The sequence below is a fragment of the Solibacillus cecembensis genome, assembly GCF_050272495.1.
GTDB lineage: Bacteria > Bacillota > Bacilli > Bacillales_A > Planococcaceae > Solibacillus > Solibacillus cecembensis.
On record NZ_JBNNMF010000007.1, the window covers coordinates 1 to 26,820 of the forward strand.

General features: G+C 37.3%; 26 protein-coding genes and 1 rRNA gene. 10 read left to right on the forward strand and 17 right to left on the reverse strand.

Going from position 1 to position 26,820, the window contains the following annotated elements:
• Window positions 1–322: ribosomal RNA gene (locus ACQKIH_RS07650) — 16S ribosomal RNA — on the reverse strand; the annotation flags it as partial.
• Between the two features lie 772 nt (window positions 323–1,094).
• Window positions 1,095–1,475: a hypothetical protein gene (locus ACQKIH_RS07655; protein WP_427764723.1), complete on the reverse strand. Its 381-nt coding sequence runs from the start codon at window positions 1,473–1,475 to the stop codon at window positions 1,095–1,097.
• 150 nt (window positions 1,476–1,625) lie between these two features.
• On the opposite strand from ACQKIH_RS07655, the gene ACQKIH_RS07660 reads away from it, so the two are divergent.
• Window positions 1,626–3,113 carry a carboxypeptidase M32 gene (locus tag ACQKIH_RS07660; RefSeq protein WP_427764725.1) on the forward strand — a complete coding sequence of 496 codons (1,488 nt, stop codon included), beginning with the start codon at window positions 1,626–1,628 and terminating at the stop codon, window positions 3,111–3,113.
• A 505-nt stretch (window positions 3,114–3,618) separates the two neighbouring features.
• Here ACQKIH_RS07660 and ACQKIH_RS07665 read toward each other — a convergent pair.
• Window positions 3,619–5,025: a diguanylate cyclase gene (locus ACQKIH_RS07665; RefSeq protein WP_427765001.1), complete on the reverse strand. Its 1,407-nt coding sequence runs from the start codon at window positions 5,023–5,025 to the stop codon at window positions 3,619–3,621.
• Between the two features lie 263 nt (window positions 5,026–5,288).
• Complete coding sequence (gene psiE, locus ACQKIH_RS07670) at window positions 5,289–5,717, reverse strand: phosphate-starvation-inducible protein PsiE (protein ID WP_427764728.1); 429 nt, start codon at window positions 5,715–5,717, stop codon at window positions 5,289–5,291.
• Window positions 5,718–6,086: 369 nt separating this feature from the next.
• On the opposite strand from psiE, the gene ACQKIH_RS07675 reads away from it, so the two are divergent.
• Window positions 6,087–8,075 (forward strand): methyl-accepting chemotaxis protein, encoded by a 1,989-nt coding sequence (locus tag ACQKIH_RS07675; RefSeq protein ID WP_427764731.1) that lies wholly within the window; start codon window positions 6,087–6,089, stop codon window positions 8,073–8,075.
• Between the two features lie 316 nt (window positions 8,076–8,391).
• The gene (locus tag ACQKIH_RS07680) at window positions 8,392–8,625 is read left to right on the forward strand and encodes a hypothetical protein (RefSeq protein ID WP_057985536.1); all 234 of its coding nucleotides are present in this window, start codon (window positions 8,392–8,394) and stop codon (window positions 8,623–8,625) included.
• 135 nt (window positions 8,626–8,760) lie between these two features.
• On the opposite strand, the gene ACQKIH_RS07685 is transcribed toward ACQKIH_RS07680, so the two are convergent.
• From ACQKIH_RS07685 to ACQKIH_RS07695, 3 genes are all read right to left on the reverse strand, one after another.
• On the reverse strand, window positions 8,761–9,375 hold the full coding sequence (locus ACQKIH_RS07685; protein WP_427764734.1) for an NUDIX hydrolase: 615 nt from the start codon (window positions 9,373–9,375) through the stop codon (window positions 8,761–8,763).
• 71 nt (window positions 9,376–9,446) lie between these two features.
• Window positions 9,447–10,109, reverse strand: coding sequence for a DedA family protein (locus ACQKIH_RS07690; protein WP_427764736.1), 663 nt, complete (start codon window positions 10,107–10,109; stop codon window positions 9,447–9,449).
• A gap of 283 nt (window positions 10,110–10,392) precedes the next feature.
• Window positions 10,393–11,073: a hypothetical protein gene (locus ACQKIH_RS07695; RefSeq protein WP_057985530.1), complete on the reverse strand. Its 681-nt coding sequence runs from the start codon at window positions 11,071–11,073 to the stop codon at window positions 10,393–10,395.
• 567 nt (window positions 11,074–11,640) lie between these two features.
• On the opposite strand from ACQKIH_RS07695, the gene ACQKIH_RS07700 reads away from it, so the two are divergent.
• On the forward strand, window positions 11,641–12,972 hold the full coding sequence (locus ACQKIH_RS07700) for an arsenic transporter (protein ID WP_083493667.1): 1,332 nt from the start codon (window positions 11,641–11,643) through the stop codon (window positions 12,970–12,972).
• 261 nt (window positions 12,973–13,233) lie between these two features.
• Here the strand turns inward: ACQKIH_RS07700 and ACQKIH_RS07705 are convergent, their stop codons facing one another.
• From ACQKIH_RS07705 to ACQKIH_RS07720, 4 genes are all read right to left on the reverse strand, one after another.
• The gene (locus tag ACQKIH_RS07705; protein ID WP_160320454.1) at window positions 13,234–13,383 is read right to left on the reverse strand and encodes a hypothetical protein; all 150 of its coding nucleotides are present in this window, start codon (window positions 13,381–13,383) and stop codon (window positions 13,234–13,236) included.
• A gap of 79 nt (window positions 13,384–13,462) precedes the next feature.
• Window positions 13,463–14,131, reverse strand: a complete 669-nt coding sequence (locus ACQKIH_RS07710) for a hypothetical protein (protein ID WP_427764740.1) — start codon at window positions 14,129–14,131, stop codon at window positions 13,463–13,465.
• Window positions 14,132–14,369: 238 nt separating this feature from the next.
• Window positions 14,370–15,305 (reverse strand): hypothetical protein, encoded by a 936-nt coding sequence (locus ACQKIH_RS07715; RefSeq protein WP_427764743.1) that lies wholly within the window; start codon window positions 15,303–15,305, stop codon window positions 14,370–14,372.
• Window positions 15,302–15,817, reverse strand: coding sequence for an RNA polymerase sigma factor (locus ACQKIH_RS07720; RefSeq protein WP_427764745.1), 516 nt, complete (start codon window positions 15,815–15,817; stop codon window positions 15,302–15,304). The genes ACQKIH_RS07715 and ACQKIH_RS07720 overlap by 4 nt, the downstream gene beginning before the upstream one ends.
• Before the next feature lie 190 nt (window positions 15,818–16,007).
• Between ACQKIH_RS07720 and ACQKIH_RS07725 the strand changes: the two genes are divergently transcribed.
• The 3 genes from ACQKIH_RS07725 to ACQKIH_RS07735 are packed head-to-tail and all read left to right on the forward strand — an operon-like array spanning window position 16,008 to window position 18,522.
• Window positions 16,008–16,988: an ABC transporter substrate-binding protein gene (locus ACQKIH_RS07725; RefSeq protein WP_427764748.1), complete on the forward strand. Its 981-nt coding sequence runs from the start codon at window positions 16,008–16,010 to the stop codon at window positions 16,986–16,988.
• Complete coding sequence (locus ACQKIH_RS07730; RefSeq protein WP_057985524.1) at window positions 16,989–17,744, forward strand: ABC transporter ATP-binding protein; 756 nt, start codon at window positions 16,989–16,991, stop codon at window positions 17,742–17,744. It begins immediately after the preceding gene.
• Complete coding sequence (locus tag ACQKIH_RS07735) at window positions 17,722–18,522, forward strand: ABC transporter permease (protein WP_057985522.1); 801 nt, start codon at window positions 17,722–17,724, stop codon at window positions 18,520–18,522. Before ACQKIH_RS07730 ends, ACQKIH_RS07735 begins: the two co-directional genes overlap by 23 nt.
• 84 nt (window positions 18,523–18,606) lie before the next feature.
• On the opposite strand, the gene nadA is transcribed toward ACQKIH_RS07735, so the two are convergent.
• The 3 genes from nadA to nadB are packed head-to-tail and all read right to left on the reverse strand — an operon-like array spanning window position 18,607 to window position 22,136.
• Window positions 18,607–19,695, reverse strand: coding sequence for a quinolinate synthase NadA (nadA, locus tag ACQKIH_RS07740; RefSeq protein ID WP_427764752.1), 1,089 nt, complete (start codon window positions 19,693–19,695; stop codon window positions 18,607–18,609).
• 4 nt (window positions 19,696–19,699) lie between these two features.
• Window positions 19,700–20,560 (reverse strand): carboxylating nicotinate-nucleotide diphosphorylase, encoded by an 861-nt coding sequence (nadC, locus tag ACQKIH_RS07745; RefSeq protein ID WP_427764754.1) that lies wholly within the window; start codon window positions 20,558–20,560, stop codon window positions 19,700–19,702.
• Window positions 20,514–22,136 (reverse strand): L-aspartate oxidase, encoded by a 1,623-nt coding sequence (gene nadB / locus ACQKIH_RS07750; RefSeq protein WP_427764756.1) that lies wholly within the window; start codon window positions 22,134–22,136, stop codon window positions 20,514–20,516. Before nadB ends, nadC begins: the two co-directional genes overlap by 47 nt.
• A 60-nt stretch (window positions 22,137–22,196) precedes the next feature.
• On the opposite strand from nadB, the gene ACQKIH_RS07755 reads away from it, so the two are divergent.
• Complete coding sequence (locus ACQKIH_RS07755) at window positions 22,197–23,303, forward strand: cysteine desulfurase family protein (RefSeq protein ID WP_427764759.1); 1,107 nt, start codon at window positions 22,197–22,199, stop codon at window positions 23,301–23,303.
• 133 nt (window positions 23,304–23,436) lie between these two features.
• Here the strand turns inward: ACQKIH_RS07755 and ACQKIH_RS07760 are convergent, their stop codons facing one another.
• Together ACQKIH_RS07760 and ACQKIH_RS07765 are read right to left on the reverse strand one after the other, a co-directional pair.
• Window positions 23,437–23,784 (reverse strand): DUF4260 domain-containing protein, encoded by a 348-nt coding sequence (locus tag ACQKIH_RS07760; RefSeq protein WP_057985516.1) that lies wholly within the window; start codon window positions 23,782–23,784, stop codon window positions 23,437–23,439.
• Window positions 23,777–24,211, reverse strand: a complete 435-nt coding sequence (locus ACQKIH_RS07765) for a MerR family transcriptional regulator (RefSeq protein ID WP_057985514.1) — start codon at window positions 24,209–24,211, stop codon at window positions 23,777–23,779. The genes ACQKIH_RS07760 and ACQKIH_RS07765 overlap by 8 nt, the downstream gene beginning before the upstream one ends.
• Before the next feature lie 137 nt (window positions 24,212–24,348).
• On the opposite strand from ACQKIH_RS07765, the gene ACQKIH_RS07770 reads away from it, so the two are divergent.
• Window positions 24,349–24,750 carry a PH domain-containing protein gene (locus ACQKIH_RS07770; RefSeq protein WP_427764761.1) on the forward strand — a complete coding sequence of 134 codons (402 nt, stop codon included), beginning with the start codon at window positions 24,349–24,351 and terminating at the stop codon, window positions 24,748–24,750.
• A gap of 146 nt (window positions 24,751–24,896) precedes the next feature.
• Here ACQKIH_RS07770 and ACQKIH_RS07775 read toward each other — a convergent pair whose 3' ends face one another.
• A complete protein-coding gene (locus tag ACQKIH_RS07775; RefSeq protein ID WP_427764763.1) occupies window positions 24,897–25,466 on the reverse strand; it encodes a hypothetical protein in 570 nt (189 codons plus the stop codon).
• Window positions 25,467–25,589: 123 nt separating this feature from the next.
• Between ACQKIH_RS07775 and ACQKIH_RS07780 the strand changes: the two genes are divergently transcribed.
• Window positions 25,590–26,771, forward strand: coding sequence for a M20 metallopeptidase family protein (locus ACQKIH_RS07780; protein ID WP_427764765.1), 1,182 nt, complete (start codon window positions 25,590–25,592; stop codon window positions 26,769–26,771).
• Window positions 26,772–26,820 lie beyond the last annotated feature (49 nt).

Here is a 26,820-nt window from a genome sequence, read left to right on the forward strand (position 1 = left end):
GGCCGATCACCCTCTCAGGTCGGCTACGCATCGTTGCCTTGGTGAGCCGTTACCTCACCAACTAGCTAATGCGCCGCGGGCCCATCCTGTAGTGACAGCCGAAACCGTCTTTTAACATTCGACCATGAGGTCAAAAGTGTTATTCGGTATTAGCCCCGGTTTCCCGGAGTTATCCCAATCTACAGGGTAGGTTACCCACGTGTTACTCACCCGTCCGCCGCTAACTTTCAAAGGTGCAAGCACCAATGAAAGTCCGCTCGACTTGCATGTATTAGGCACGCCGCCAGCGTTCGTCCTGAGCCAGGATCAAACTCTCCATAATAGTTAGTTTGAAAGCTCATTTGCTTTGCTAGCGTATCAACATAAAGTTGATATCTATAATTTGTTTAAGTTCATCACTTAAACGTTTAAATCATTAACGTTTGCTTGTTCAGTTTTCAAGGTTCATGTTGTCGTTGTTATCAGCTTGTCACTGACGACTCTTAGAATATTACACCCAAATAAGGAATACGTCAACACTTTTTCAAAAGTTTTTTAGAATGTTTTTTATAAATCGCTTTTCTTCCTATTAATATAAAGTAATAACATTTCAGCTTTCCATCGTTAACTTTACCTTTCAAACAAAAAAATATCTCCCTTTCCAATATTATATAAACAAAATTCTATTTAGTTTTTAGAAAAATATTTTAATAATGCATATATAACCGTAAAATATCTCAATCTAAAACTCAAACTTTGAACCAAAATAATACATATCGCTACTTAAACCTATGTCTTCATTCCCTATTTCGAAACACTGTCTGATATTACAACAATTAATCGTGCTTCTTAGACCATACTCTAAAAAGACCCATAATGAATGCAACGATTGTGTAAATAATACTTCATCAAAAAATATGAACCATTGGAGTATGTGTTTATTTAATAATAATAATCCGATAACCATTGGTAATATAAGTGAAAATGTAACGAACATTTCATGATGCCTAATGATCAACTGTTTCAATAAAGGTAAGACCTAGATGCAAAGTAAGACAAAATAAAATGACAAGCTAATTAAAGAATCGGCTTGTCATTTTTAAATTTACATTAAATTATTGATGGTTTGGTTCAACATTTTGGAATATATTCATTAAGAAAATTAAAATAGCTAAAGCAAAGCCAATTCCTCCACCTGAAACACAAAACTCCATTACCCATCTCGGGAAATCTGTGTGAATTAACATCATTCCCACTAATAAAAATGGTAAAGAAATATTTTGCAACCAAAAATGAATAACTCCTAAACGGCTATTTCCTGCTTTCGGATAAATCGAATAGATGACACCAATTAGTCCTGTAGACAACCAGCCCACTACATTAATATGCGCATGTGTCGCTCCCCATTGAAGCTGAATTGTATAATGCATAAATAATCCAAACAGAATACCCATTACTAAATAAACGACCGATATTTTTACCCACTTCGCTCCCATAATAACCCTCCATTCTATTTAATCAAATTTGAATTTCTGTACTCACCTTTTTTACACCCTTATACAACTATTAATGGATTTTTTATTCCCCCCTTCTAGTAAAGATCGATTCATTTCTTTTATAATTACAAATGAAAGGAGTGTTTACACATGAAACAAACGTTTATCGACTATGTGAAGAAAATGCATAACTATTCCGAGGCGTTGTCTGTGATTTATTGGGATATGCGCACTGGGGCTCCGCGTAAAGGTTTACCACAGAGAGCAGAAGTAATCGGTACATTATCTGCTGAATTATTCACTTTACAAACGAGCGCTGAATTAGGCTCTATGTTGCAACAGCTCGAACCAGAAAAGCTAGATTTTGTAACGCGTCGTTTATATGAGGAAGTGAAAGATTCCTATGAAGAATCAAAGAAAATCCCAGCAGAAGAATTCAAAGCTTATACGATTTTAAAAGCAAAATCAGAAGCTGCTTGGGAAGAAGCAAAGGCGAAATCAGATTATCAAATTTTCCTCCCTTACTTAAAGGGAGTGATTGATTACCAAAAAAAATTCGTTCAATACTGGGGTATTAAAAACGGCTCGGCTTATAATACATTGCTTGATAAATATGAACTCGGAATGACAACCGATGTATTAGATACACTCTTTGGCGAACTAAAGGCAACCATTGTACCATTAGTAAAAGCGATCCAAGCATCACTAATTAAACCGGATACAGCCATTTTGTTTCAGCATTTCCCGAAAGCCGGGCAACGTGATGCTTCTCTGGAGCTTTTAAAACAGCTCGGTTACGATTTTGAAGCTGGCCGCTTAGACGAAACCGTTCATCCATTTATGATTGGTTTGAACAGCGGCGATATTCGCGTTACGACTAAGTATGATGAAATGGACTTTCGCTCAGCAATTTTCGGTACAATTCACGAGTGTGGGCATGCCCTTTATGAGCAAAATATTGATCCACAGCTAAATGGACTGCCTTTATCAACTGGAGCTTCCATGGGTATTCATGAGTCCCAATCATTATTTTACGAAAACTTTATCGGGCGCAATGAAAGTTTCTGGACACATAATTTTAGTATTCTACAAAAATACTCACCTGCGCAATTTGCTAATGTAGACGTGGAAGACTTCTTAAAAGCAATCAATTATTCGGAGCCATCATTTATTCGAATTGAGGCAGATGAGTTAACTTACCCGCTTCATATCATGATTCGCTATGAAATCGAACGGGAAATTTTCAACGGTGATCTAACAGCTGAAGATTTACCGAACGTTTGGAACGATAAATACGAGGAATATTTAGGTATTCGACCAGAAAATGATGCTCAAGGAATTTTACAGGACACGCACTGGAGTGGGGGGAGTTTTGGTTACTTCCCAAGCTATGCACTTGGTTTCATGTATGCTGCCCAGTGGAAACATGCCATGATTCAAGATATTCCAAATTTCGACGAATTATGCCTAAGCGGTAATTTAACTCCGATTCGCGAATGGTTAACGAAAAAAGTTCATCAATTCGGGGCATTAAAAAAACCTCATGAATTGATCCAAGAAGGCACAGGTGAAGCATTAACTGCAAAATATTTAACAGATTATTTACAGCAAAAGTATACGAAACTTTACCAACTTTAATTTTTTTCCCGAAAAAAGACCTTCTACTTATAAATAAGTAAAAGGTTAAAGGAGAAGGAGAAAAAAACGGAATAAAAACCATTTGTTTCGTGGTTCATTTATAGTTATAAAGGGCAAAGGTTAAAACTGGGTTAAAAAAACAAATTATTTTTAGTTATTTTTAAACTTTATATGTTCAATTATCTAGAGTGACATTCCAATTATAAACGTAAAAAAGGTATTTGATGGTGGGTCAAATACCTTTTTTCGACTAAAATAATTTTTGCAAAAGCTGATAACCGATTCCTTTAAACACTATATCAAGTGCCGTTGCGATTACGATCACCGCGCCCACTGCCATATATAAACTTTTTTTATTATTCATGTTGAATCCTCCGACGTTTCTGTATTCCTTCTAATCATAAGCTATTTTTCGACAAAGGCTATCTTTATTTCAGCTTTATGCGAAATGAACTCGTGCAATTGAAAAAGCACTTATACATTCCTCAGAAAGTATAAGTACCGATTAGCTACTATGCTTTGTATATTTTAACACCTGTATTTGATTACGACCATTTTCCTTTGCTTTATACAATGCTTTATCTGCTTCTTTAAATAGTTCTTTTAGTGTCGCGGGTTCCTCATTCGTATAACTTATACCTAGACTTACTTGTAAGTTTATTTTTTCGTTTGTTTCTCGAATAATAAATTCCTTTTTCGGAATACTTTCGTGAATCGAAACAATCAAATCATGTACTTGATCTTTATGATATGGAAATAATAATATAAATTCATCGCCACCATAACGAATTAGGTCCATATCCCGTTTTGGCAATTGTTTTACAACATGGGACGCAATAAATTTGAGTGCCTGATCTCCAATTAGATGACCATATTTATCATTAATCGCTTTAAATTTATCAATATCAAAAAAAGCAACTGTATAATTCATATACAAACGATTTTTTAATAGTTTATCTTCGTAAAACGCTCTATTTTTTACATTTGTTAAACGATCCGTATGCAATCGTTCCTCTAAATTTGCTGTCGTCATTTGTTCAATAATTTTCGTTCTGCGTAAACTTTCTTCAATATTGACATAGTCACGAAGCGTATTAATCATTATTTTTTGATAATAAATAACATCAGCTACTTTATCCTTCAAATTCAATACTTGTATCCAAAGCTCAAGTTCGGATAAAAAATAATATTTATTCTCCATCAAATTAAGTGCTTTATCAAAATAATGATACGCCGTCTTAAAGGTCCCATGCTGCGCCTCCACCAATGCCTTGCAAAACCAATAATGACTCTCAAGCGTTGGAACCTTTATATGAAAATTTTGCTCTTCAATTACGAGAAGATTAACTTCTGCCTTTCTAAAGTTACCCATGCGATAATACAGTTTAAACGAATTTACGTAATACACAAAAGGGATAACCGGGTCGGGAAATTTTGAATGGTCGACTAAAGTTTTTAGTTCATTTGCAAGGACTATCCCTTTTTCAAAATCACCTTTTTCATAATACGCATGCAATAAATTATTTCCTGTGCTAAAAATTTGTGTGAAAAAGTGCTTTTCCTTCGACTCTTTATACAGTTGCTCTAAATCTTCAAACGGTGTCCCAATGCCCGCTGTGTAATGAAATACCGCACGTGTAGATCGATACGAAAATTCCTCTGCATCTGTTGCATAACGGGAAATATAAGGTGATACACCTTCTAAAATCGGGAACAATTCGTCATATCGAATTGAATTTATCAAAATTCGAAGTAGGGTAATGTTAGCAGCGGTATAGGTTGGGTAATCTTCATGCTGAAATGCGCTTGTAATAACAATTTGTAGCCATTCTTCCGCTTGTTTATAATCACCGGCTAAAAGAAATTGTTGGGCACGATCATAATAATTTTGCTGTTGTTCTAACGTTAACATTTTCCCCAAAGTAAACCCTCCATTTACAGTCTACTAAACTACATAATTAATATTTACAAAAAAATTATAGAATTTTCTTACAATTGAACCCTTATTATACTATTTCTTTACACTAAATTTAGTTTATTAATCCATTTTTATGTAATCACTCTCTTTTTATCCATTATACTACTTACCTATTTTATGTAGATGCTAGTAAGTCAGATAAGTTTCTATCCAACAAAAAAGCACTTTTAAAAAATGAGCAGGCACTTTTGATAATTTTATTTTTTTAACGGTCGTTCACGTGGTGTGATGTTAATAATGTAATAACCAATGATAAGCACTAAAATAACAAGCGAAAATAACAGTGTATCCAGCGCGCTATCATGCTCGACAATAATGAGCCGAATCATCGCGGTAATACCAATATACATAAAGTATCGTAACGGAAAATGGTAATCCTCTTTGAAGTATTTAACTATCATCGTAATAAACTCAAAATACATAAAGAACACGAGAATATTTGCTAAAAAGTATTTATAATCCCGCTTTTCAGTAGATAAAACCATTTGCAAAAAATCAATAATTTCTACGAACAGCATGATGCTTAACACTAGCGCTAAAATCGTCAAGCTCATATTTAAAACGATTTGGAAGAATTGTGGCACTACTTTCTTTACATTGCGAATCCTTTTTAACTTCTCCTCCATGCACATTCCTCCATTTCATATAACAGAATATGCACCTTTTTCACATAAAAAAACGAGTACTTGCAGAATTACTAGAATTGTCACAATGAAATCGTTTACGTCCACAATCTCAAACGATTATACCTCGGTGTCATTGCGTCCAAATTTTCTTCGAGTTCGCTCAGAGGATATTAACCTAAGTTCGTCGTGTCCATCCAACAACGGGTAACTGACCTGCATCACACGGAACTCCCTTCAACAATCTTGATTTTTCTTTAATAATTTCATCTTTTCGCCATGATTAGAAATCCTAAGTCACTGTATTATTATATAATGGAATAAGATACATAAAAGGTATATTTAGGAATTACACTTAGGGGGAAACTATAAATGGACAAGAATAAAACTTTAAAAGCCTCGATTAAATACAAGGTAGGTTTTGCGTTTTTAATTGCTTTACTAATCCCTGCTTTATTAATTGCATTTACTTCTTTTTACTCGGCAAAAAGTGAAATTGAGACACAGATTCATACGAGTGAATTACAAAGTGTCGCTACTGTCGATACATTTATTGAAAAACATGTCTCCCCCATTGTTAGCGATGTCGACTATTTTGCAGGTAACTTCAAGCAAAGTAACTGGGAAACAGATGATTGGACAATCCTCCTTCAAAAGCTAGAACAATATTTCGAAACGAGTCAGGGGATTATTTCTTCTTTCGTCGGGACAAAAAATGGAGACATGATCCAGCACCCGGACCTTGGATTAATGAATAATCCGGAGTTCGATCCTCGTACACGCACATGGTATCAACAGGCTGAAGCAAACCCTGGGCAAGTGATTATTTCAAATCCTCACCAATCGGCTTCAACTGGTGATTGGGTCGTAACCATATCAAAACAACTTGCAGACGGCAGTGGTGTTTATGCTGCTAACTTAGGTATGGATGGATTATTTGAAATTATTAATAGCATTCAAGTTGGGACGACCGGCTATACTTTTTTAATGACTACAGATAAAACAATTATTGCCCATCCAACATTAGAAGGTGGGACAGATGTTTCCGCTGAAAGTTGGGCAGATCAGGTTTTAACTGTGGAAGAAGGGTCATTTGAATATGTTTTCGAAGGTGCTAATAAGCAAATGTACGTCCAAACAAACGCGCTAACAAACTGGAAAATCGGTGGTACGATGTTTACTGGCGAAGTGAATGACGCAACGAAACCGATTTTATATACGACATTACTCGTTGTCATCGGTTCATTACTTGTATTAGGGCTATTTTTAATCGTCATTATCCGTTCGATTACGAAACCTTTAGAAGAAATATCAAATGCAGCAGTTGTAATGAGTTCTGGTGATTTACGTACAAATTTATCGATTAAAAAGAATGATGAAATCGGCTTGCTAAGTCAATCATTCGGTAAAATGAGCGAAATGCTATCATCCATTATTAAGCATATCCATAATAAATCTTCCGTCATTTCTGCTTCTTCCGAGGAACTTACAGCAACTTTAACGGAAAATCGCACAGCATCCGAGCAAATTGCCCTAGCCATGAATGATGTACAAGATGGCTTTGAACAACAAACTACAAAATTATCAAAAAGCTTTAAATCTTTGAAAAAGGTGTCTAGCAATATTCACTCTATCTCAGATAATACTGTAAAAGTGACAGCGAGTGCACAAAATGCTGTAAGTGCTGCGGAGATTGGACATGATATCGTCATTTCAACGCAGCAACAAATGGCGAATATCGAGGGTACTTTCCATAAACTTTCTGCAGATATTGGCACAGTGAACACCTATGCAAATGAAATTAATGAAATTGTTAATGTGATTACGACGATTGCTGATCAAACTAATTTATTAGCCTTGAATGCATCGATTGAGGCTGCTCGTGCTGGTGAACATGGTAAAGGCTTTGCAGTTGTTGCCGAAGAAGTTCGCAAGTTAGCTGAACAAACAAATAACTCATCGATTCAAGTAAAGGGCATTATTACCGCCATTCAACGTGAGTCGTCCAAATCTGTTGATTCTATGAAAGTAAGTTTAGGGGAAGTGAATAAAGGCTTAGAAATGTTCTCTCAAACAGAAAAAAATTTCCTAGAGGTGAAAACATTCATCAGTAACTTAACCGAGCAATTACAAGAAATTCAAGATCGTGCGCATCAAATTGCAGATGATAGTGATTTTGTCGTTGGAGATATTGAAATGGTTGAGCAAATTTCCGCTAAATCGAAAAAACTTCTTGAATCCGTATCCATTTCAACAGAAGCGCAGCTATGCTCGATTGAGGAGATTTCAGCTACAGCCGAAGCATTAGAAAGTATTGTCGATGATTTACTATCGGAGGTTAGTGTTTTTAAAGTGAGTTAATTTTAACTTGCTTCAGCAAACCCTAGCTGAAGCAAGTTAATGCCCCGGCGGATGTCACAGATTTTTAGGGGATTTAAAGAGGAGGTCAGCCTAAAGGCGTCACATCGTGTGACAACGGCTGACTGACCCACGTCCTGTGGCCCTGAGCTCGAAATAAATCTGGACACAATTACGCCGAGGCCTAATTGATAAAAGCGACCCTACCATTTCAAGTAGGCGTCGCTCTTTTTAGGAAAACTATAAATATCCGAATATTCAATCTATATATTTACATCTATTATTTTTGACACTATAATAAAAGCAAAGAGGTGATTGAATGAAAACTTTTTTAGTAATAATTACTACTGCGGATGATCAGCGTCTTCATTTTCACACAAACAATGACACACTCATTATTTCTATGCACCACGCCAACACAAAACCACTTGATATCCAAACGGTTAAAACATTTACCTCAGAGGAGCTTTTCATCATTGAGGCTTATTTAGATGGGGCAAAATCCTGCGAAATTAAGAATAACATCACACAAAAATCCTTTAAACTCCCTTAACCTCTATAGCGCTGCACGAATATCCCCCTTCATCAGTTTCTCTATTTGAAAAAAACTCATAGAATGCAAAAATCCACGCAAATACAACGAAGGTCAAATTGAACCTCTAGCCGTGGTATTGTTACGTGGATTTTTTTACTTTAACTTGTCTACAAAATGCTTTAATAATCTTGCGGTTAAACCCCATATTGTATAGTTTCCATATTCGAAAAACCATTCTTCCATATAGTTCGTCCGCCACTGATAGTTTTCCCCATTAGCGATCTTCTCATATGGGAAATCCGCTGGAGGCTTTGGTTCAACTGCTACATAATGAATATAAGGCTCGTGCTCAAGCAACCATTTCATCGGTACCATAAAAACTTCCTCTACCTCATCTTTGTTATACGTATGAAGCTGCGATTCTTCAATAATCCCGATAAATGGATAGACAACAAAGGACGGAGATAACACAAATGGACTGAGTTTCCCTAAAACCTCGATTGTTTTTGGATCGACACCTAGTTCTTCTGATGTTTCTCGTAAGGCTGCTGCTAGTGGTGATGCGTCAGTTGCATCAATTTTCCCACCTGGAAAACTAATATCTCCCGGCTGCTTTCTCATCGTAAAGGCACGTACTTCAAACAATACATGCCATTCACCATGAACCTGTACCAATGGAATTAATACAGCCGAGCGAAAAGCAGACTCCTCACCTAAAAATAATGGTTGTGGCCCATCTAACTGTCCTTTCAACTTACCTAAAAACATAAAATTCTCCACCTTATTTCTTTCTGCTCCTATCGTAACATGAATGGGCTATTGTTTAAAAAGACAAACGATTACAATGATTTTCTATTTTTCGCAATCGCTCGTTGCTTCATAATCAGTTTGAAAATATAAAAGAAAATAGGAATACTAAATGGAATACACATGACAATCATTAATGCATACACTAAGTTTTCTTCCATCCATTCCAACTGCCCTAACGATATTCCGGCACCAAACCACAGAACTAACCAGAAGAATCCACCTATACTATTGGCGGTTAAAAAGCTTCGAAATGAATAATTTGTATATGCACAAACAAATGGGACTGTTGTACGCATCAGTGGGATAAATCGAGAAAAAATAATGACGATTTCCCCGCGCCGTTGAACCAATTGCTCTGTTTTTGTAATGGTGTCCGTAGAAATAAATCGGCTCACCATCTTCACGCCAAATTTTTTCCGAAATAATATGCCTAGGAAAAAATTATGCGCATCCCCCGCAATTGTTGCTACGAGAAGCGATCCAAATAAAATCCACCCATTTAATTCACCAAGCGCCACTAACATGGCCGCCGCAAAAACAAGGGCATCACCTGGTAAGAAGGTAAAGATGATAAAAGCGGTCTTACTAAATATAATGAGGAACAAAATAATATAAATAAACGTGCCATACTGCTGCAACATAGAATCCAAGAACAGTTCAATACTGTGAATTGCTTGAGCTAAACCTACCAACTTTTCCGCTCATCCCCTTAATGTTATTTTTTAATCCAATGGGTATTCCCGAACGAGTACATACAGGATAAATAAAAAGAAAATCCCATAATCAAACTTGTTGATTACGGGAATAAACATCGTCTCTATTATGTTACTATCATCATACCAAAAAATGACTCAATAATACATTTTTTGTGGTTTATATGCGGGTAGCTGAATCAAGTTAAAAAGACCACACATACTTAAAAAAGTTTGTGCAGTCCATAATAGGTATATTTTTCGTTAATTTAAAAAATTCGAATCAAGATAGATGAATCGTTTTTATATGCTGCATATTGTAATGGATCATATTCTCCCTCGCTGGTTGAAATACTACCATCGTTCCTTTAACCTCGGATATAATGCCTGTAAAATTGTTCTTTTCCCCAATATTTAATACGGTCAATTTATTTTTTAACGTTCCCATTTGTGCTTCAAACGTGCTTTGGAAAATTTCGTTACTCGCATGGATTGAAAACTCATCGTCAGATAATCGATATGGTTTTTGGTTTTGGTTATATGGAACGAGTGTTTTTAAATGCTGAATGGGAATAAACATCTGCTTATAAATAGGAGATTGGAATACAATATAATCCTGTAAAACATTAGAAATATATCCGTGCAATGGCTGGTTATTCAACACACGAATTTCTAAATAGCCCCCTAATGTCTTCGCAAGCACTTTTAAGAGCGTCATTTCTTCCTTTGTACCATTGAAAATTTTATCCTGTGTTAAAGTTGAAGGTATTTCGAGTCCATCTTCATTGGAATTATCAATTGTTATTTCATGAATATGACAAACAGGAATGTAAAGGAATTCCTCCCCATCAAATAAAACAACCATTTCGCTACTGTTATCAATAATTTTTCCTTTGAGGACCTTTTTCCCCGTAATCTCCATTTTCACAACTTCTTTATCGAAATTTTGAAATAGATTTTTCAAAACCTTTCCTCCTTTTATTCAATACCTCCAAAAACATCCATTATAATGAAGGATGTTTTGGCTGTCACTAACTGAAATTCATTTCCCACCTACTCATTGGACTTCACCCTTCACATTCCTTGGGGCTGGGACGCTTCTTTTAGGAAACTGTTAAAAATATATGATGGCTATGTGCATAGTAGACCGATTATTATTGATGCATTCAATTTCTTAAAGAAAAGCAAATGGTCCGGTTCATTTATTCTAATCCCCCTTCCAAACATGGATATCATGTAAAACCGTAAGCACTTTTACTTATGATAAGCGCAGTAAAAGAAGCGCCTAGTTTAGTAGTTTGTGCGCCTCGATGTTTAGATTTCAATAAATAGATTCAATAATATTTTATTAAAATAGGTACTAAGCCAAGCGAGGATTCACCTATGTACATATAAATAAGTGGAAGGAGAAATTCAATAGGTTAGCTAGGAGAGGTGGTATAGGCGGTTTTAATATAAAGGGAAAGTCTACATCAATGTAGATAAACGGCATTTGGAAATACGTCAGAAAGGAGGAAAAACTATGCAACCAATGGCTTGGATAACCATTTTAGCATTTCTTTTTACACTAATATTTATACTTTGGAGACCTAGAGGCATGAATGAAGCAATACCTGCCACAATCGGTGCAATTGTTGTCATCATAAGCGGGAGTGTTACGCTGAGCGAGCTCGGTATAATTGCTGAAACAATCAGTGGCGCAGCAATAACCATTATGGCGACGATTGTTATGGCCATCGTCTTAGAAAGTTTCGGATTTTTTAACTGGGTAGCTGAAAGGCTGGCTGAAAAAGCGCGCGGGTCAGGTATTCGATTGTTTTGGTATGTGAATCTTTTATGTTTCCTTATGACACTCTTTTTCAATAATGATGGCAGTATTTTAATAACCACGCCTATTTTAGTTATGTTATTAAACAATATGAATTTAAAGAATCACCAAAAGATTCCATACTTATTATCTGGCGCATTAATCGCAACGGCTTCCAGCGCTCCAATTGGCGTAAGCAATATTGTGAATTTAATTGCTTTAAAAATTGTAAATATGAGTTTGTATTCCCATGCAGCAATGATGTTTGTTCCCGCAACGCTCGGTTTATTGCTTTTAGTCGGTCTTTTATTTTTAAAACTTAGGAAGGATATACCTAAGATCATTCCTACAAACGTAAAAGGCATATCGCTCCCGTCTTATCATCCACTCATGCAAAATACCATTTATAACTCAGGAGCAGATCGTTCAAAGTTTATGCGCAACATCTTATTTTTCGTCTTCGCTGTACGTATTAGCCTTTTTTTCGCTTCATACGTTAACATTCCGGTCTCTCTTATGGCCGTATTGGGTTCCTTAGTACTTTTAGGTTGGCGATGGATTTATTTAAAAATATCCCCTGGAGATATGTTGAAAAAAACACCGTGGTACATTATCATCTTTGCGTTTAGTATGTACGTTATTATATATGGGTTGAACAATATTGGTTTAACAGAATGGCTGATTGGATTTATGCGTCCTTTAGTTACAGGGAACTTACTTCATACAAGTGTGATGATGGGGATACTGCTATCCGTACTCTCTAATGTATTTAATAATCATCCCGCACTAATGGTCGGGACGCTTACGCTTATGAACATGGATTTAGATCCACTTTCTTTGAAGGTTGCCTATTTGGCAAATGTAGTTGGTAGTGATGTTGGTGCATTACTTATTCCGATGGGAACACTAGCTACACTCATGTGGATGCATATTGTCAGAAAAGGTAATGTAAAAATTACTTGGTGGCAATATATAAAGGTTACAATTGTTGTTATACCACCAACCGTATTGTTTACATTAGTATTGTTATATTATTGGGTTACTTGGTTATTTTGACTTCCTGAGTAAACACGATATAAAGCCATCTATCCTGATTTTTCATGGGTAGATGGCTTTTTGTAATATTCCCCAACCAAAGCAAGTAGTTATGTAAATGGAGTCAAGTATTTCCGGTCTGATTGTTAATTTGTTCCCCCACATAAGAAAAGCACTTCCTCCATTTGATATGTCTATCGTATCGGAAGTGCCATGAAAATTATATACGTTATATGGTTACGGGGATGCTGTTAAATAATTACGACTAACATGACCGTATTTCTATCCTATATTCACATCAGCTGCATTATGTTTGATCATGGTTGATTGTGGAGACTTAATCTTGATGTCTTCCCCCTGCTCGTTAGGTGTTGCAACAAAAATTTTATAAATTAACCCTCCAACGACAGTAAAGTAAAGGAGCATGATCACATTCCTTCCTCCTTTCTTTAACTAGGTTTAGTATGATGATTCAATGTCATCTAACTACTCAACAGTAAATTATACAAAATCAACGTCTTCTGCGAGGGCGCAAATTATCCCCTGTATTTTTCGCTTCTCCATCCGTTTCCGGTGCATTACTTTCAGCCGCATTTGTTGCTGTAGTATCATTCGTTGTTTCGCTGGCCGCTACATTATTACTTGCTTTATTATCATTTGCCGAATTATTGCTTGATTCGTTACTTTTTGCTTTTTCACTATTTCCTTCACTTGCTTTTCCTTTTTCATCTTTCCCTTTTCCTTTATCCTCTTTTTTACTAGTCGTCCCTAAACTAATATTGCGAACATGGAACATAGCAAGACGTATTACTTCACCTTCAGCAAAAATAGTAATATATTCGTCTGTAACTTCATTCATAATTCCTTCTATCATTTCAGGTCCACCACGGTTCACTTTAACCCATTGGTAACGTAAACTGTCGACAATGGATTTAAAATCAGATGCAAGTGCATAAGAATTCGCCGCTGGATCTTTAGCGTTAAACTCCATCCCATCTCTTGAATTTATCGTAATACTTTTAACATGTTGCATTTTATAATAAATAATCCCGTCTTTTTCAGTGAGCATTACGAAATGATCGTCTTCAGCAGCCATTAACTTGCCGATCCGTGATTCAGGTCCTCCACGATCCACCCTTACAACTTTATTCATTAATGAAAGAAGCAGATTTTTATTCATTATTTAACCTCCTATTTTTATTACCTTGCTTGCTATCTATATGTGTATTTAAATAAATTACATATGGGAATTGCCTATTTATTTGAAAATTCACTAACCGCCTTCTACTAGTTCATCCATAAAAAAAAGCACACCTAGCCAGATGTGCGCCGCTTAATATATCTTTATTCTATGAAAGGGTCCGGGATTAATAGTAGTACTCTATTTTTCAATAGTGGGATATTTCCTTCCTTTTCAATCAAGGAATAATTGCATTGGAAATTTCAAGTAGCTCTTTCAAAGAAATTTTTTCACTATAAATTAACGTATTTCGGATGGAAACTAACAAATTCCCCTCTTGTCGTTCATATACGAAATACAGCTGTTGTTGGAATTCACTATAATAATAATCAAGTCCATTCTCATTCAGTTGCACATAGCTCGATAAATCTTGCGTTGTAGACATTCCCTCACCAATTGTTTGCACCCAAATCTCTAGATTAAACTTATCATTTAACCCTTGATAATCAAGGCGAACTTGATCGATTTCATTTGATAGTTCTCTCTCTTTCGTAATATACGGGACATTTAGCTGCAACGCCTCCTTGTACATTTCTTCCGCTCGCGCAATTATGGCGTCCAAACTTTCTTCAGGAAATTCATAATAGTATTGGGCATTTTCAAATAAATACGTTCCATTTACGCTCTCTTTAAAGTTTAAAGGGGCAAAAAACTCAAGGGGCATCTCAGAAAAACTTTTAAATTCCTTGTAATTAATCAGATTTGTTACTGCTGAAATTCCTAAAGCTTCATACGTCTCCACATCTAAAAAGGTGATAAATTTTCCTTCTGGGACTTCTTTGTGTATCCTATCCAATAAGCTTCGGTTTTTCCCCATCAATTCATCATATGAAAAATGAGAAGCCGCTTCATCTTCATTCATCTCCGTCATTTCAAATACAGATTTTCCATTATTAAAAAAGTGCAATCCTGTCCATTCCATCGCAATAACGACCGTTCCAGACAAAGTGATGACAAAAAGGGCGATAAGTAATGAAGGGGCTATTCTTAACTTTTTGGAAGTTCGAATAGACCTTTCTTTCGACATAGCTGGCTTTTCTAGCGATTCAATCCGTACTGCTTCTTGTTTTAATCTTTGTTCAAACTGTTCGTATGATTTGATTTTCTCCTTCATTGCCAAGCGCTCCTTTCAATGGTTTTCCGTATTTTCTCTTTTATTCGTTCATACCTTTTTCGAGCCGTAGAAGGCGAAATTGATAAAATAGTCGCGATTTCATCAAATGATTTATCTTCAACAATTCGCAGGACAATTAATGCCCGTTCAGATGGTTTTAAGTGAATTAAAATCGCATTCAGCTCTAAATCTTCTTCGTCTGTCTGAACATATTCAACATTTGTCGTTTCGATAAAAGGAATGAATTGCAATAACCTTTTCCGTTTCACTTTATTCATACAATGGTGGTAAGCAATTTTGTACAACCAGGCATTTTTATTTTCAATATTTAATAACTCTGTACTTTCTACTACCTTCATAAATATTTCCTGTGTTGCATCTTCTGCATCATGTAAATTTCTCAAAATGCTATAACAGTAGTGGTAAATTTTATCGTTGTATTGCGCAAATAACTGTTCCTTTAGTTGGCTACCGTCTATTTCTGAACGATATGCCCATGTTTTCGAATACATATGCGCCCCCCTCTCTATTAAATAAGACAATTAACGCGCGCTTTTTGTGACAATATTTTCTAACCTATTTTATTGTAATGGAAATGTCGTTCAATCGGCTTTACAAAATGCTAGCCGTCCCACTTAGGCACGCATCATTTCTATACGGCATATGATAGGGCATATTACGAAGAGAGAGAAGGATGGCTGAATGAAATGGATTCGTTACCTCTGCCTATTTGGTGTCATAATGTTAGTCGTTGGCTGTGGCGATAAAGAAATGCAGGATGTGAAGATTGGTGAAGTGACAAGATCCATTTTCTACGCACCACTCTATGCTGCGATTGAAGAAGGCTTTTTTGAAGAGGAAGGCTTAAACATCGAATTATCCACGATTCCTGGTGGTGATAAAACGATGACTGCACTTCTTTCTGATGGTATTGATATCGCATTAATTGGTGCTGAAACATCCATTTATGTGGCGGGTCAAAATCCAAATGATGTCGTTGTTAACTTTGCACAATTAACACAAACAGATGGGACGTTTTTAGTAGCACGGGAAGATGTTGAAAACTTCGATTGGGAGATGTTAAAAGGTAGTACGTTTTTAGGGCAACGTGTTGGAGGCATGCCGCAAATGGCTGGGGAATTCGTGTTGAAAGGTCATGATATTGACCCGCAGAATGATTTAACCCTTATTCAAAATATTGATTTTGCGAATATTGCGAACGCCTTTGCTTCAGGTACAGGGGATTACGTGCAATTATTCGAACCGACAGCGAGTATTTTTGAACAACAAGGCACAGGTAAAATCGTTGCATCATTCGGTGAAGAACTAGGTCGTATTCCGTATACTGGGTTTATGGCAAAAGAAAGCAAGTTTGATAAAGATAAAGAAATGATTGAAAGCTTTACAAAAGCATTATATAAAGCGCAAAACTGGGTGTATGAACAACCTGCTGCAGATGTTGCGAAATCAATTGCTCCTTACTTTGAAGATACGGACCTTGCCCTTATTGAAAAAGTAGTAACACGCTATCGTGACCAACAATCCTATGCAACAGATCCGATCATTGATGAAGAAGAATTCCAAAATCTTTTAAATGTCATGACGGAGGCTGGTGTACTTGAATATGATGCAAAATATGAAGAACTTGTAAATCGATCATTTTCTGATAAGGTCGTGAAATAAATGGCCTTTATTGACGTTTGTAATATTCAGCATCATTTTTTTAATGATCACTCCTATACAACTGCACTAAAAGATATTTCATTTTCGATCAATGAAGGCGAATTTATATCTTTTATTGGACCAAGTGGGTGCGGTAAATCAACGCTTCTTTCCATCATCGCGGGATTAATTGAACCGACTTCTGGAGTTATTACACATGAAGCCCCTTCGATTGACATTGGCTACATGCTCCAGCAAGATTTTTTATTCCCGTGGAAAACGATTGAGGAAAATATTTCGCTTGGATTGACGATTTTAAATAAAGATGAAGGGCAAATTGTTGAGGACCTATTAAAGCAATTCCGCCTATCTCATACTGCTAAACTCTACCCCCAGCAACTATCTGGGGGTATGCGTCAACGGATTGCTCTTGCAAGAACACTCGCTGTGAATCCAACATTGCTTCTACTAGATGAACCCTTTTCCGCGCTTGATTTCCACTCGAAGCTCGACCTAGAGAATTTTGTTTCCGAAACATTAAAGCAGTTTTCTAAAACCGCTATTTTAGTCACTCATGATATCGGCGAGGCCATTGCAATGAGCGATAAAGTTTACTTGTTTAGCAATCGACCTGGTACCATTCTCAAGTCCTTTACCATTCCGGACGAAATACGAAATTTAGTACCATTCGATGCACGAAACGCCCCAGAATACCAACCTATATTCCAAACCATTTGGAAGGAGCTTGAAGCCAATGGATACGGAAACGTTACATGAACAATTTAAACGAAAGCGGCGGCTTGAATCACGTAAAATACTGCTGTTTCAACTACTTTTACTCGTCCTAATTTTTCTATTTTGGCAAATCACTACACACTACAGAATTCTCGATCCACTCATTTTTAGTAGCCCTCTTGCCGTTGCGAAATTGCTTGTCACAAAAGTGATGGACGCTACACTCTTCCCTCACGTATGGTTCACACTAATGGAAACCGTTATCGGATTTTTGTTAGGCACACTTTTAGGAACCTTAATTGCCATTTCCTTGTGGTCCTCTATAACTGTCGCAAAAGTTATGGATCCGTACCTCGTTGTTTTAAATGCGATGCCAAAAGTCGCGCTTGGGCCAATGATTCTCGTTATTTTTGGTCCGAACGTTTTATCAGTCATTGTGATGGCAATCTCCATTTCTGTCATCGTTTCAACAATTGTCATTTTTTCTGCATTCCAACAAGTAAATGAAAATTACTTAAAAGTTATGCAACTATTCAATGCGAGTAAGGCTCAAACATTTAAACATGTCGTTCTTCCTGCCTCCATCCCAACAATTATATCCACGTTAAAGGTAAATGTCGGATTGAGCTGGGTTGGGGTCATTGTCGGTGAGTTTTTAGTTTCGTCAAAGGGGCTTGGCTATTTAATCATTTCGGGTTTCCAAATTTTCAATTTCAATCTCGTGTTTTTATCACTTATTATGATTGTGATTTTGGCAACGATTATGTATAAGTGTGTGGAAATGATTGAACGATTTTTGTTGAAAAAATTTAATTTTTAATAGGAAAAAGCTTAGGGAACGGTTCCTCTAAGCTTTTTTGTGGCTATCCGTCACATTTTGATTTATATCCGTCTACCACGTAAATTAAGAACTATGCTGCAACATCCGATTTAACGATAAAATTGCTTCTTGCGTTGTCAGCTCATCCACTTCAATAACATTTCCTTGTTTCCCATGTTCAATTGTTTCAAGCGCCCATAACAAATGCGGCAAATCAATTCGATTCATCGTTAAGCACGGACACATATTCTCATTTAATGAAATAATATGCTTGTCGGGATGATTAGCAATTAAACGCTTCACAAGATTCATTTCCGTACCGATTGCCCAGCTTGATCCAGCGGGCGCATTATCAATGACATCACAAATGTATTTTGTAGAGCCAAAGTCATCTGATAGTGCCACAACCTCTCGTGAACATTCAGGGTGTACAAGTATATTCATGTCCGGATACTTTTTTCGCACTTCACGAATATTGTAAATGGTAAAGCCTTCATGCACAGAGCAGTGACCCTTCCATAAAATTACTTTAATTTGTTCGATGTCGTCCCCTTCAAATTCCAGTTCCCCTTTAATCGGATTCCATATCGCCATTTGATCAAGTGGAACACCTAAATCAAACGCCGTATTACGCCCTAAATGTTGATCTGGTAAGAAGAAAAGACGTTCCTTTTGCGTAAATGCCCACTCTACAAGTGTTTTGGCATTGGAACTTGTGACACAAGCCCCGCCATTGCGCCCTGTAAATGCTTTAATTGCCGCAGTTGAATTGACATATGTTAACGGAATAATTGTATCGCCAAATAATTTTTGTAGTTCTACCCACGCTTCTTCCGTTTGATAAATATTCGCCATATCTGCCATCGAACAGCCCGCGCGCATATCTGGTAAATAAACAACCTGCCCATCTTCCGTTAGCATATCCGCCGTTTCTGCCATAAAATGAACACCGCAAAAAACAATATGTTTTGCCTTTTTATTCGCCGCTGCTACTTGCGCAAGCTGCAAAGAGTCCCCTACCGTATCCGCAAATTGAATGACTTCATCCCGTTGGTAATGGTGACCTGGGATAAATAAATCTTCACCTAATTTTTCTTTAATTGCATGAATGCGATTTTTCATTTCTGAATTTGTTAATGTTTTATATTGTTCCGGCAGCATGGAACTATCCATAAATTTAGCGAGCACCAATTGTCACCGCTCCTTTCTGTTCTACTAGTGCACTAATATCTAACGCAGTAACCGAATGTGTTAGTGCACCTAATGATATCCACTGCACACCGGATTGTGCGTAACTTCGTAAATTGTCGAGTGTAATGCCTCCACTCGCTTCCGTTGCGATATGTGCTGGTACAAGTGGTAGCCAGTTTTTAATTTCCTCTGGTGTACGATTATCAAACATAATAATGTCCGCACCTGCTGCTATGGCTTCGATTAATTGCTCTTTCGTTTCAATTTCTACTTCGATTTTCACGGTATGTCCGATTTTCCCGCGTGCTGTTTGAACTGCCTCAGTAATCCCACCAGCAAAAGATATATGATTATCCTTTAACATGATCGCGTCATATAAACCACTGCGATGATTGTATGCACCACCTGCACGTACAGCGTATTTATCCAGCATTCGTAAACCCGGAATCGTTTTACGCGTATCACAAATATGAGCATCCGTTCCTTGCGTTAATTGCACAGCTGCATATGCTTGTGTCGCAATGCCACTCATACGTTGAATACAATTTAAAATGACACGCTCTCCTGTTAGAAGACTGCGTAAAGAACCTTCAATACGGGCAATTTGCTCCCCATTTTGAACTTTTTCACCATCTTCTTTGAAAACTGTTACGTGCAAATTCGGGTCCAGTAAAGGAAAGCCGATTTCAATAATTTGTTTGCCGCAAAAAATACCCTCTTGTTTGGCGTAAAACGTGAAAGCCCCTTGCTCTATCGCACTAAATATGGACTCACTTGAAAGATCCCCATCCCCTATATCCTCATTGAAAAACTGCTTTAACATCTCTTTTAATTTGATTGTATTCATATAAAGTATCCCTCACATTCACATTGCCTTGTTGAAAGACAATCCATTTTTTTGCCCATTCTGACTGTTGTTGCTTATATTCCCTTCGGATATGTGCCCCGCGTGATTCTGTTCTTAAAAGTGCTGCTTGTACAATTAACGAAGCGGTCACATGCATAAAATACAGCTCAATCTGTTCTTGATTAGCATTGGATAAGTCTATTTGCTGCCAAGCTGTCCGGAGTTGTGCCAATAAAATTTGCAATGCCTCGGTAGAACGTACAATCCCCGCTGCTTCCAACATCGATTTTTGCAACTGCTCCTTTTGTAAAAGTGGAGGAAAATCCGTTGCTACTGGACGCGCTACTAACATAAAATTACGCTGTTTTGTCCCGGTTTGTACTAAATGTTCCGCCATTAAATGCCCAAACGTAATCCCTTCTAATAAAGAATTACTCGCTAAACGATTCGCACCATGTACACCAGTACAAGCAACTTCACCAACCGCAAATAACCGGGGAATGGATGTTTCACCTTTTGCCGTTGCTACAATGCCCCCCATTAAAAAATGACTGCCCGGTGCCACTGGAATTTTGCCCTTTGTTAAATCAATTTGCTCGTTTTGACAAAGCTTTGTAATGGTCGGAAATTTCTTATCAAAAGATTCAATCATTGAAATATCGAGAAATACCTCTTCGCCTTCTGCACGCATTTTATACATTTCATATGCGGTAATATGACGTGGAGCCAAATCACCTAATGGATGTTTGCCTTCCATAATTGGCTTATTATGACGATTTACAAATCGTGCACCTGCACCTCGAACAGCTTCCGAAACTAGACCACGTGCCCCATTTACATACAGGAGGCTCGGATGAAATTGGACAAACTCCATATCCGTTACTTCTGCACCCGCTAAGTAAGCTAAAGCAATGCCATCCCCGTAACTATTTGATTGGTTGGATGTACAGCTATATAAAGCACCTGCCCCACCTGTAGCCAAAATAATATACGAGGCGTAATATGTTTTATCCCCTTCTGCTGTTTTGACACGCACTCCGCAACATTCCCCATCACAATTCAATAACAGTTCATATGCAAATTCATACGTATTCATGACAAGTTGATGTATTTTACGGGAACCTTCTATATAATAGTCAATTATTTTTTCCCCCGTTGCATCGCCACCTGCATGTACAATTCGGTGTCTACTATGCGCCCCTTCTAAACCGAGCGATAATTCCCCTTCATCTGTATAATCAGCAGGAAACCCATTGTTCAATAATTGCTTTACATAATTCGCACCGTGTTCTACTAAAGTTTTTACGTTTTCTTCATGATGATGATATTCACCCGCAGCTAGTGTGTCTTCTATATGTAATGTCAGATGATCATTGGCGGTCATAACGGCTGCAATTCCGCCTTGTGCTTTATAAGAACTACTCATTGTAAAATCAGCTTTTGTTAATAGATGAACCTTAAAATGATGCCCAAGTTTTTGTGCGGCTTGCAATGCTGCAATGCCACCTCCAAGTATGACGATGTCTGTTTGAATGTTTATACAACGCACCCACTTTACAGTTGTCTTGACACACATCTTTGCATAAAATAGAGAAATAGACAAGTATTTCTTATCTTTTAGAAACGGGGAAAATAAATGACTTATTTAGATTATGCGGCGTCTACACCGATGACGAAGCAAGCGATAGATGCTTATGTAGAAGTAGCAACAAAAATATACGGAAATCCTTCGAGTTTACATGATGCAGGTGGACAAGCGGCGAGTGCGGTAGCTTGGGCACGAGGTGTCATTGCTCGCAAACTTGGCGTGCATTCAGATGGGGTGATCTTTACAGGGAGCGGTACAGAGGCAAATATTGTAGCCATTTTATCTTTAGCTCGTAGTGAAAAAAGAGGACGTCATATTATTACATCCATGGCGGAGCATACTTCTGTCCACGCGGCGATGAATACGTTAGAAAGAGAAGGTTTTGAGGTAACTCGTCTGCCTTTAACAGCAGGCGGGGTCATAGATATGAATGTTTTGGAGAAAGCGATTCGTCCTGATACAACATTAATTTCGATTCAGCATGTCAATTCAGAAATTGGAACAATCCAACCGATTGCGAAAATTGCACAACTCGCAAAAGCTCACGGCATTTTATATCATGTCGACTGCGTTCAATCATTTTGTAAGCTAGTTGTCTCTTTTGATGCACGCCTTGCAGATGCAATTTCTGTTTCCGCGCATAAAGTTGGCGGTCCTAAAGGTTGCGGTGCGGTTTACTTAAATCCATTTGTACGTGCCTTACCTATTTTCCCAGGAGTAACGCATGAGCGTGGATTACGCGGCGGAACATTAGATACGCCCGCGTTAGTCGCTTTTGCTGTCGCAGTGGAACAGTATACATATGATATGGACAAGCAATGGAAATTACGTGAAAATCTCCTACACATGCTACCGGGAGATGCGTTTCAAGTAATTGAAGGACAAGCAGAAAGTCAGTTACCGAATATTGTCGGCATTTGCAAAACTGGTATGGAAGGACAATTGGTTATGCTCAAGCTCAATGAACAAAATTTCCATATTTCAACTGGCAGTGCGTGTGATATAAACAACGCTTCAGGAACGAAAGCCATTTTAGCAATGGGCAAAACGATCACAGAAGCGCGGCAATTTTTTAGGATATCCTTTGGAGCTGCTACACAGATGGATGAGGTTGTGTTGTGTGGGGAGGCTTTGCGGAATTTGTATAATGAATAAATACATTTGAGTGTATAAGTTAGAAAGTTCTTTATGCAAGCTAGTACCTTGAAGTCTGGTAGTTCTAGAGCTTTCTGCATTTGGTGAGTGACGGTAGAATCTTATTGCTGTTTATATCCCCGGTACAATATGTTTATATACGTTGCAGATGCGTATTTTTAAAAGTATCCTCGTATTTCAAACCAAATCCAAAGCAACGATCCATCAAAATATGCGCAGTCCAAATTAAAGAGAACATTACTACTAACTCATTTGAACTACTAAACGAAACGATTAATAAAAGGAACGGTATGATGAGAGTATGACCAAAGTTATAAATGACAGCACCGATTTTTTTGTTCATTGCATAACCAACCATCGTTAAATCCGGCACTAATAATAAAATGAAAAATAACCAAAGTGAAAAATCTAGTCGCATATAAATAAACAATAACAGTAAAAAGGCAATGCCATATTCCACTCGGATGAATAGTTTAATCATATCGCACATCCTTTAGATGACTTCGATTAAAAAGTTCCTCTACTGATTGATTAATAATCATTTGATTTTCCGAATACTTCTCCTCTTGGATTAACTGTTTGGCCATTTCAAGCGTTTGCATCGCATGTTGATAAAACTCAATTCTGTCCGTTATTTGCTGCAGTTTTTGATTGAATATAGACACCGTTGCTTGATTACATTCTGGTGTAATTTGCTCCATCTTCAAACCACTTAACTGATATATTTCTTGCAACGTAAAATCAAGCTGCTTTAATACAATAATCATTTTTAATTGATCCGCACAGCTTTCATCGTACTGTCGATAGCCATTTTCCAATCTTTTCGGTTGAAGTAAACCTTCCTTTTCATAATAACGAATTGTATCTATTGGAACGTTGAACTTTTTCGAGAACGCTTTTATTTGCATATTCATCACCTCCATACAACGATAACATTGAAGCTTACTCTAGGGTCAATGTATTTAATTAAAGTTTTTTAATAGTAGCAACTATTTCCTTATACAAGGAAAATGGTAAAATTGAAGTATTTAAAGGTGGTTTTCCTATGGTATTTAAATCAAAAGTTGATGTTTGGATGGCGGCTATTTTTATTTGCGTTCCTGCCTTAATGGTTTATGGAGCTATTACGGAGCCTGATATCGTTATAATAGTTGTTACAATTGCTTTAATTGCACTATTGGCTACGTTATTTTTCGGTACAAAATACGTCATTATTGGTAATGAGTTAATCGTCCATGGTGGGATTACAAAAACAAAGATTACTATTGCACAAATCCGTAGCTTGCGCCCATCAAAAAATCCTTTGTCTGCGCCAGCAATGTCTATAGACCGAATTGAAATTACATTTGATCCAGATATGCAAGTAACACTCGTTTCACCAAAAGATAAAGAATTATTTGTAAAAAAGTTATTAGAAGTTAACTCAACGATTAAGCTTCTTCCGTAAAAAAATCCGCGTACAAGCTACTTTGCCTGTCGCGGATTTTAAAAATACGTTTTATATTCTTTATTTCCATGTCGCCTACAACCGAATAACTAGCAGCCTCCATTGAGTAAAAGTTATAAATTGAATAACGTTTCATTGCCGGTCGCCTATTTCCACTTCAATTGATATTCATGCAAATACATGCCATAATAACGCACCGTAAATCCTTCATGTAGCATTTCCAACGGTGGCTGACGGAGAGCAAATCCAAAATCTGAGTTTGGTCCACTGCCTGTTTGCCCAATTTGTAAAGTTTCATTATTCGGGGTTGTCGCTTCATAATTACTATGTCCAGAATTACGAGTAATTGAACCACCTGGATGAAGTATACCGCTATACAAAAAATTCCCTTCTAATAATGGTAAATCATGATCTGTCGTAAAACTAAAGGATAACTCATCTTCATCCAAATGTACCCATTCTAAAATAATTTTAGTATGATGCTCGTCGTACATTACTTCATTCAATACCTTTTCACTACCCATTTCAATATCGTACATTTCTGGTGCGATAAACATTTCAACTGGAATTGTATTTTCTGATACGTGTACATTATAACCGCGAGAGTGTGACACATTTTTTAAAACAGCTGACGATGAAAACACAAAATAATAGAACAGTCCTAGTAACGTAACGCATCCCAGCACAATTAGTATGCCCTTTTTCCGTCCGCTCATTTCCCCACCTCATTCATTAAAGAACATCTTTACCATTTATTATAGCACCTTATCTCAATTTTCTGATAAAATCATATATAGGGAGAATCGGGGCATTTTCCAAAGTCCAACTACTAATAAGGGGTGTATGTATTGAGTATTGCAGAAAAACTACAAGCGAATTTTAATGAAATGGTCGACATTCGGAGACATTTACACATGTATCCGGAGCTTTCCTTTAAAGAAGTGAACACACCAAAGTTAATTGCAGAAAAGCTTGCATCCTTTGGCATTGAAGTAAAAGAAAATGTTGGTGGTAATGGGGTTGTTGGTTTCTTAAAGGGCGCATTTGACGGTCCGACGATTGCATTACGTGCCGATTTTGATGCACTGCCAATTCAGGATGAAAAGGAAGTTGCCTATAAATCCAAAATTGATGGGGTAAGCCATGCTTGTGGTCATGATATTCATACTGCCGCGCTTCTAGGCTTAGCAAAAGCACTATCTGATGCCCGTGATTCATTGCACGGAAACGTTGTGTTCATCCACCAGTTTGCTGAAGAGGTTGTTCCAGGTGGTGCAAAGGCGATGGTTGAGGCTGGTTGCTTAGATGGTGTAGATTACGTATACGGTTCACATGTTTCTTCTTGGAGCGAGCTGGGTACCGTACTATTTTGTGAAGGCTACGCAATGGCTGCGGCAGACTTTTTTGAGCTAACAATTCAAGGGAAAGGCGGTCATGGTGCATCTCCGCATGAAACGATTGACCCGATTGTTGCAGCAGCACAATTTGTTTTTGGAGTACAGCCAATCGTAAGCCGCAATACCGATCCAATTCAATCAGCAGTTATTACAGTTGGAAAAATTGAAAGTGGTACGGTCGGCAATGTTATTCCAGACAAAGCTTATTTAATGGGAACTGTGCGTACATTTAATCCACAAATACGCGATATGGTGGAGCAAAAATTAAATAACTTATGCAAGGCCATTGAAATTCAATATGATGCCAAGCTTAATTTCAAGTATACGCGCGGTTATGATGCCGTTTATAATCACCCAAATGAAACAGCCGCATTACGTGAAGCCGTTTCAATTCATTTGCCTGAGCTTCAAATCGTTGATGTACCACCACGCATGGGTGCAGAAGATTTCACCTACTATTTACAAGAAAAACCGGGGACATTTTTCTTTGTCGGAGGTGGCAATCCATCTATCAATGCCGTTTATCCACATCATCATCCAAAATTTGACGTGGATGAAAAGTCGATGTTGCATATTGGCGATGTATTTTTACAAGCGTTGCAATTACACGGTGTTATTAAATAAAGTTCCTCTCAACACATCCTTAAACGGGTGTGTTGTTTTGAATGTAAAT

Excerpts from the sequence above, each read along its gene's own strand:
- ACQKIH_RS07655 (WP_427764723.1), bottom strand. The coding sequence starts at position 1,475 with ATGGGAGCGAAGTGGGTAAAAATATCGGTCGTTTATTTAGTAATGGGT.
- ACQKIH_RS07660 (WP_427764725.1), top strand. The coding sequence starts at position 1,626 with ATGAAACAAACGTTTATCGACTATGTGAAGAAAATGCATAACTATTCC.
- ACQKIH_RS07665 (WP_427765001.1), bottom strand. The coding sequence starts at position 5,025 with ATGTTAACGTTAGAACAACAGCAAAATTATTATGATCGTGCCCAACAA.
- psiE (WP_427764728.1), bottom strand. The coding sequence starts at position 5,717 with ATGGAGGAGAAGTTAAAAAGGATTCGCAATGTAAAGAAAGTAGTGCCA.
- ACQKIH_RS07675 (WP_427764731.1), top strand. The coding sequence starts at position 6,087 with ATGGACAAGAATAAAACTTTAAAAGCCTCGATTAAATACAAGGTAGGT.
- ACQKIH_RS07680 (WP_057985536.1), top strand. The coding sequence starts at position 8,392 with ATGAAAACTTTTTTAGTAATAATTACTACTGCGGATGATCAGCGTCTT.
- ACQKIH_RS07685 (WP_427764734.1), bottom strand. The coding sequence starts at position 9,375 with ATGTTTTTAGGTAAGTTGAAAGGACAGTTAGATGGGCCACAACCATTA.
- ACQKIH_RS07700 (WP_083493667.1), top strand. The coding sequence starts at position 11,641 with ATGGCTTGGATAACCATTTTAGCATTTCTTTTTACACTAATATTTATA.
- ACQKIH_RS07710 (WP_427764740.1), bottom strand. The coding sequence starts at position 14,131 with ATGAATAAAAATCTGCTTCTTTCATTAATGAATAAAGTTGTAAGGGTG.
- ACQKIH_RS07715 (WP_427764743.1), bottom strand. The coding sequence starts at position 15,305 with ATGAAGGAGAAAATCAAATCATACGAACAGTTTGAACAAAGATTAAAA.
- ACQKIH_RS07720 (WP_427764745.1), bottom strand. The coding sequence starts at position 15,817 with ATGTATTCGAAAACATGGGCATATCGTTCAGAAATAGACGGTAGCCAA.
- ACQKIH_RS07725 (WP_427764748.1), top strand. The coding sequence starts at position 16,008 with ATGAAATGGATTCGTTACCTCTGCCTATTTGGTGTCATAATGTTAGTC.
- ACQKIH_RS07730 (WP_057985524.1), top strand. The coding sequence starts at position 16,989 with ATGGCCTTTATTGACGTTTGTAATATTCAGCATCATTTTTTTAATGAT.
- ACQKIH_RS07735 (WP_057985522.1), top strand. The coding sequence starts at position 17,722 with ATGGATACGGAAACGTTACATGAACAATTTAAACGAAAGCGGCGGCTT.
- nadA (WP_427764752.1), bottom strand. The coding sequence starts at position 19,695 with ATGGATAGTTCCATGCTGCCGGAACAATATAAAACATTAACAAATTCA.
- nadC (WP_427764754.1), bottom strand. The coding sequence starts at position 20,560 with ATGAATACAATCAAATTAAAAGAGATGTTAAAGCAGTTTTTCAATGAG.
- nadB (WP_427764756.1), bottom strand. The coding sequence starts at position 22,136 with ATGTGTGTCAAGACAACTGTAAAGTGGGTGCGTTGTATAAACATTCAA.
- ACQKIH_RS07755 (WP_427764759.1), top strand. The coding sequence starts at position 22,197 with ATGACTTATTTAGATTATGCGGCGTCTACACCGATGACGAAGCAAGCG.
- ACQKIH_RS07760 (WP_057985516.1), bottom strand. The coding sequence starts at position 23,784 with ATGATTAAACTATTCATCCGAGTGGAATATGGCATTGCCTTTTTACTG.
- ACQKIH_RS07765 (WP_057985514.1), bottom strand. The coding sequence starts at position 24,211 with ATGCAAATAAAAGCGTTCTCGAAAAAGTTCAACGTTCCAATAGATACA.
- ACQKIH_RS07770 (WP_427764761.1), top strand. The coding sequence starts at position 24,349 with ATGGTATTTAAATCAAAAGTTGATGTTTGGATGGCGGCTATTTTTATT.
- ACQKIH_RS07775 (WP_427764763.1), bottom strand. The coding sequence starts at position 25,466 with ATGAGCGGACGGAAAAAGGGCATACTAATTGTGCTGGGATGCGTTACG.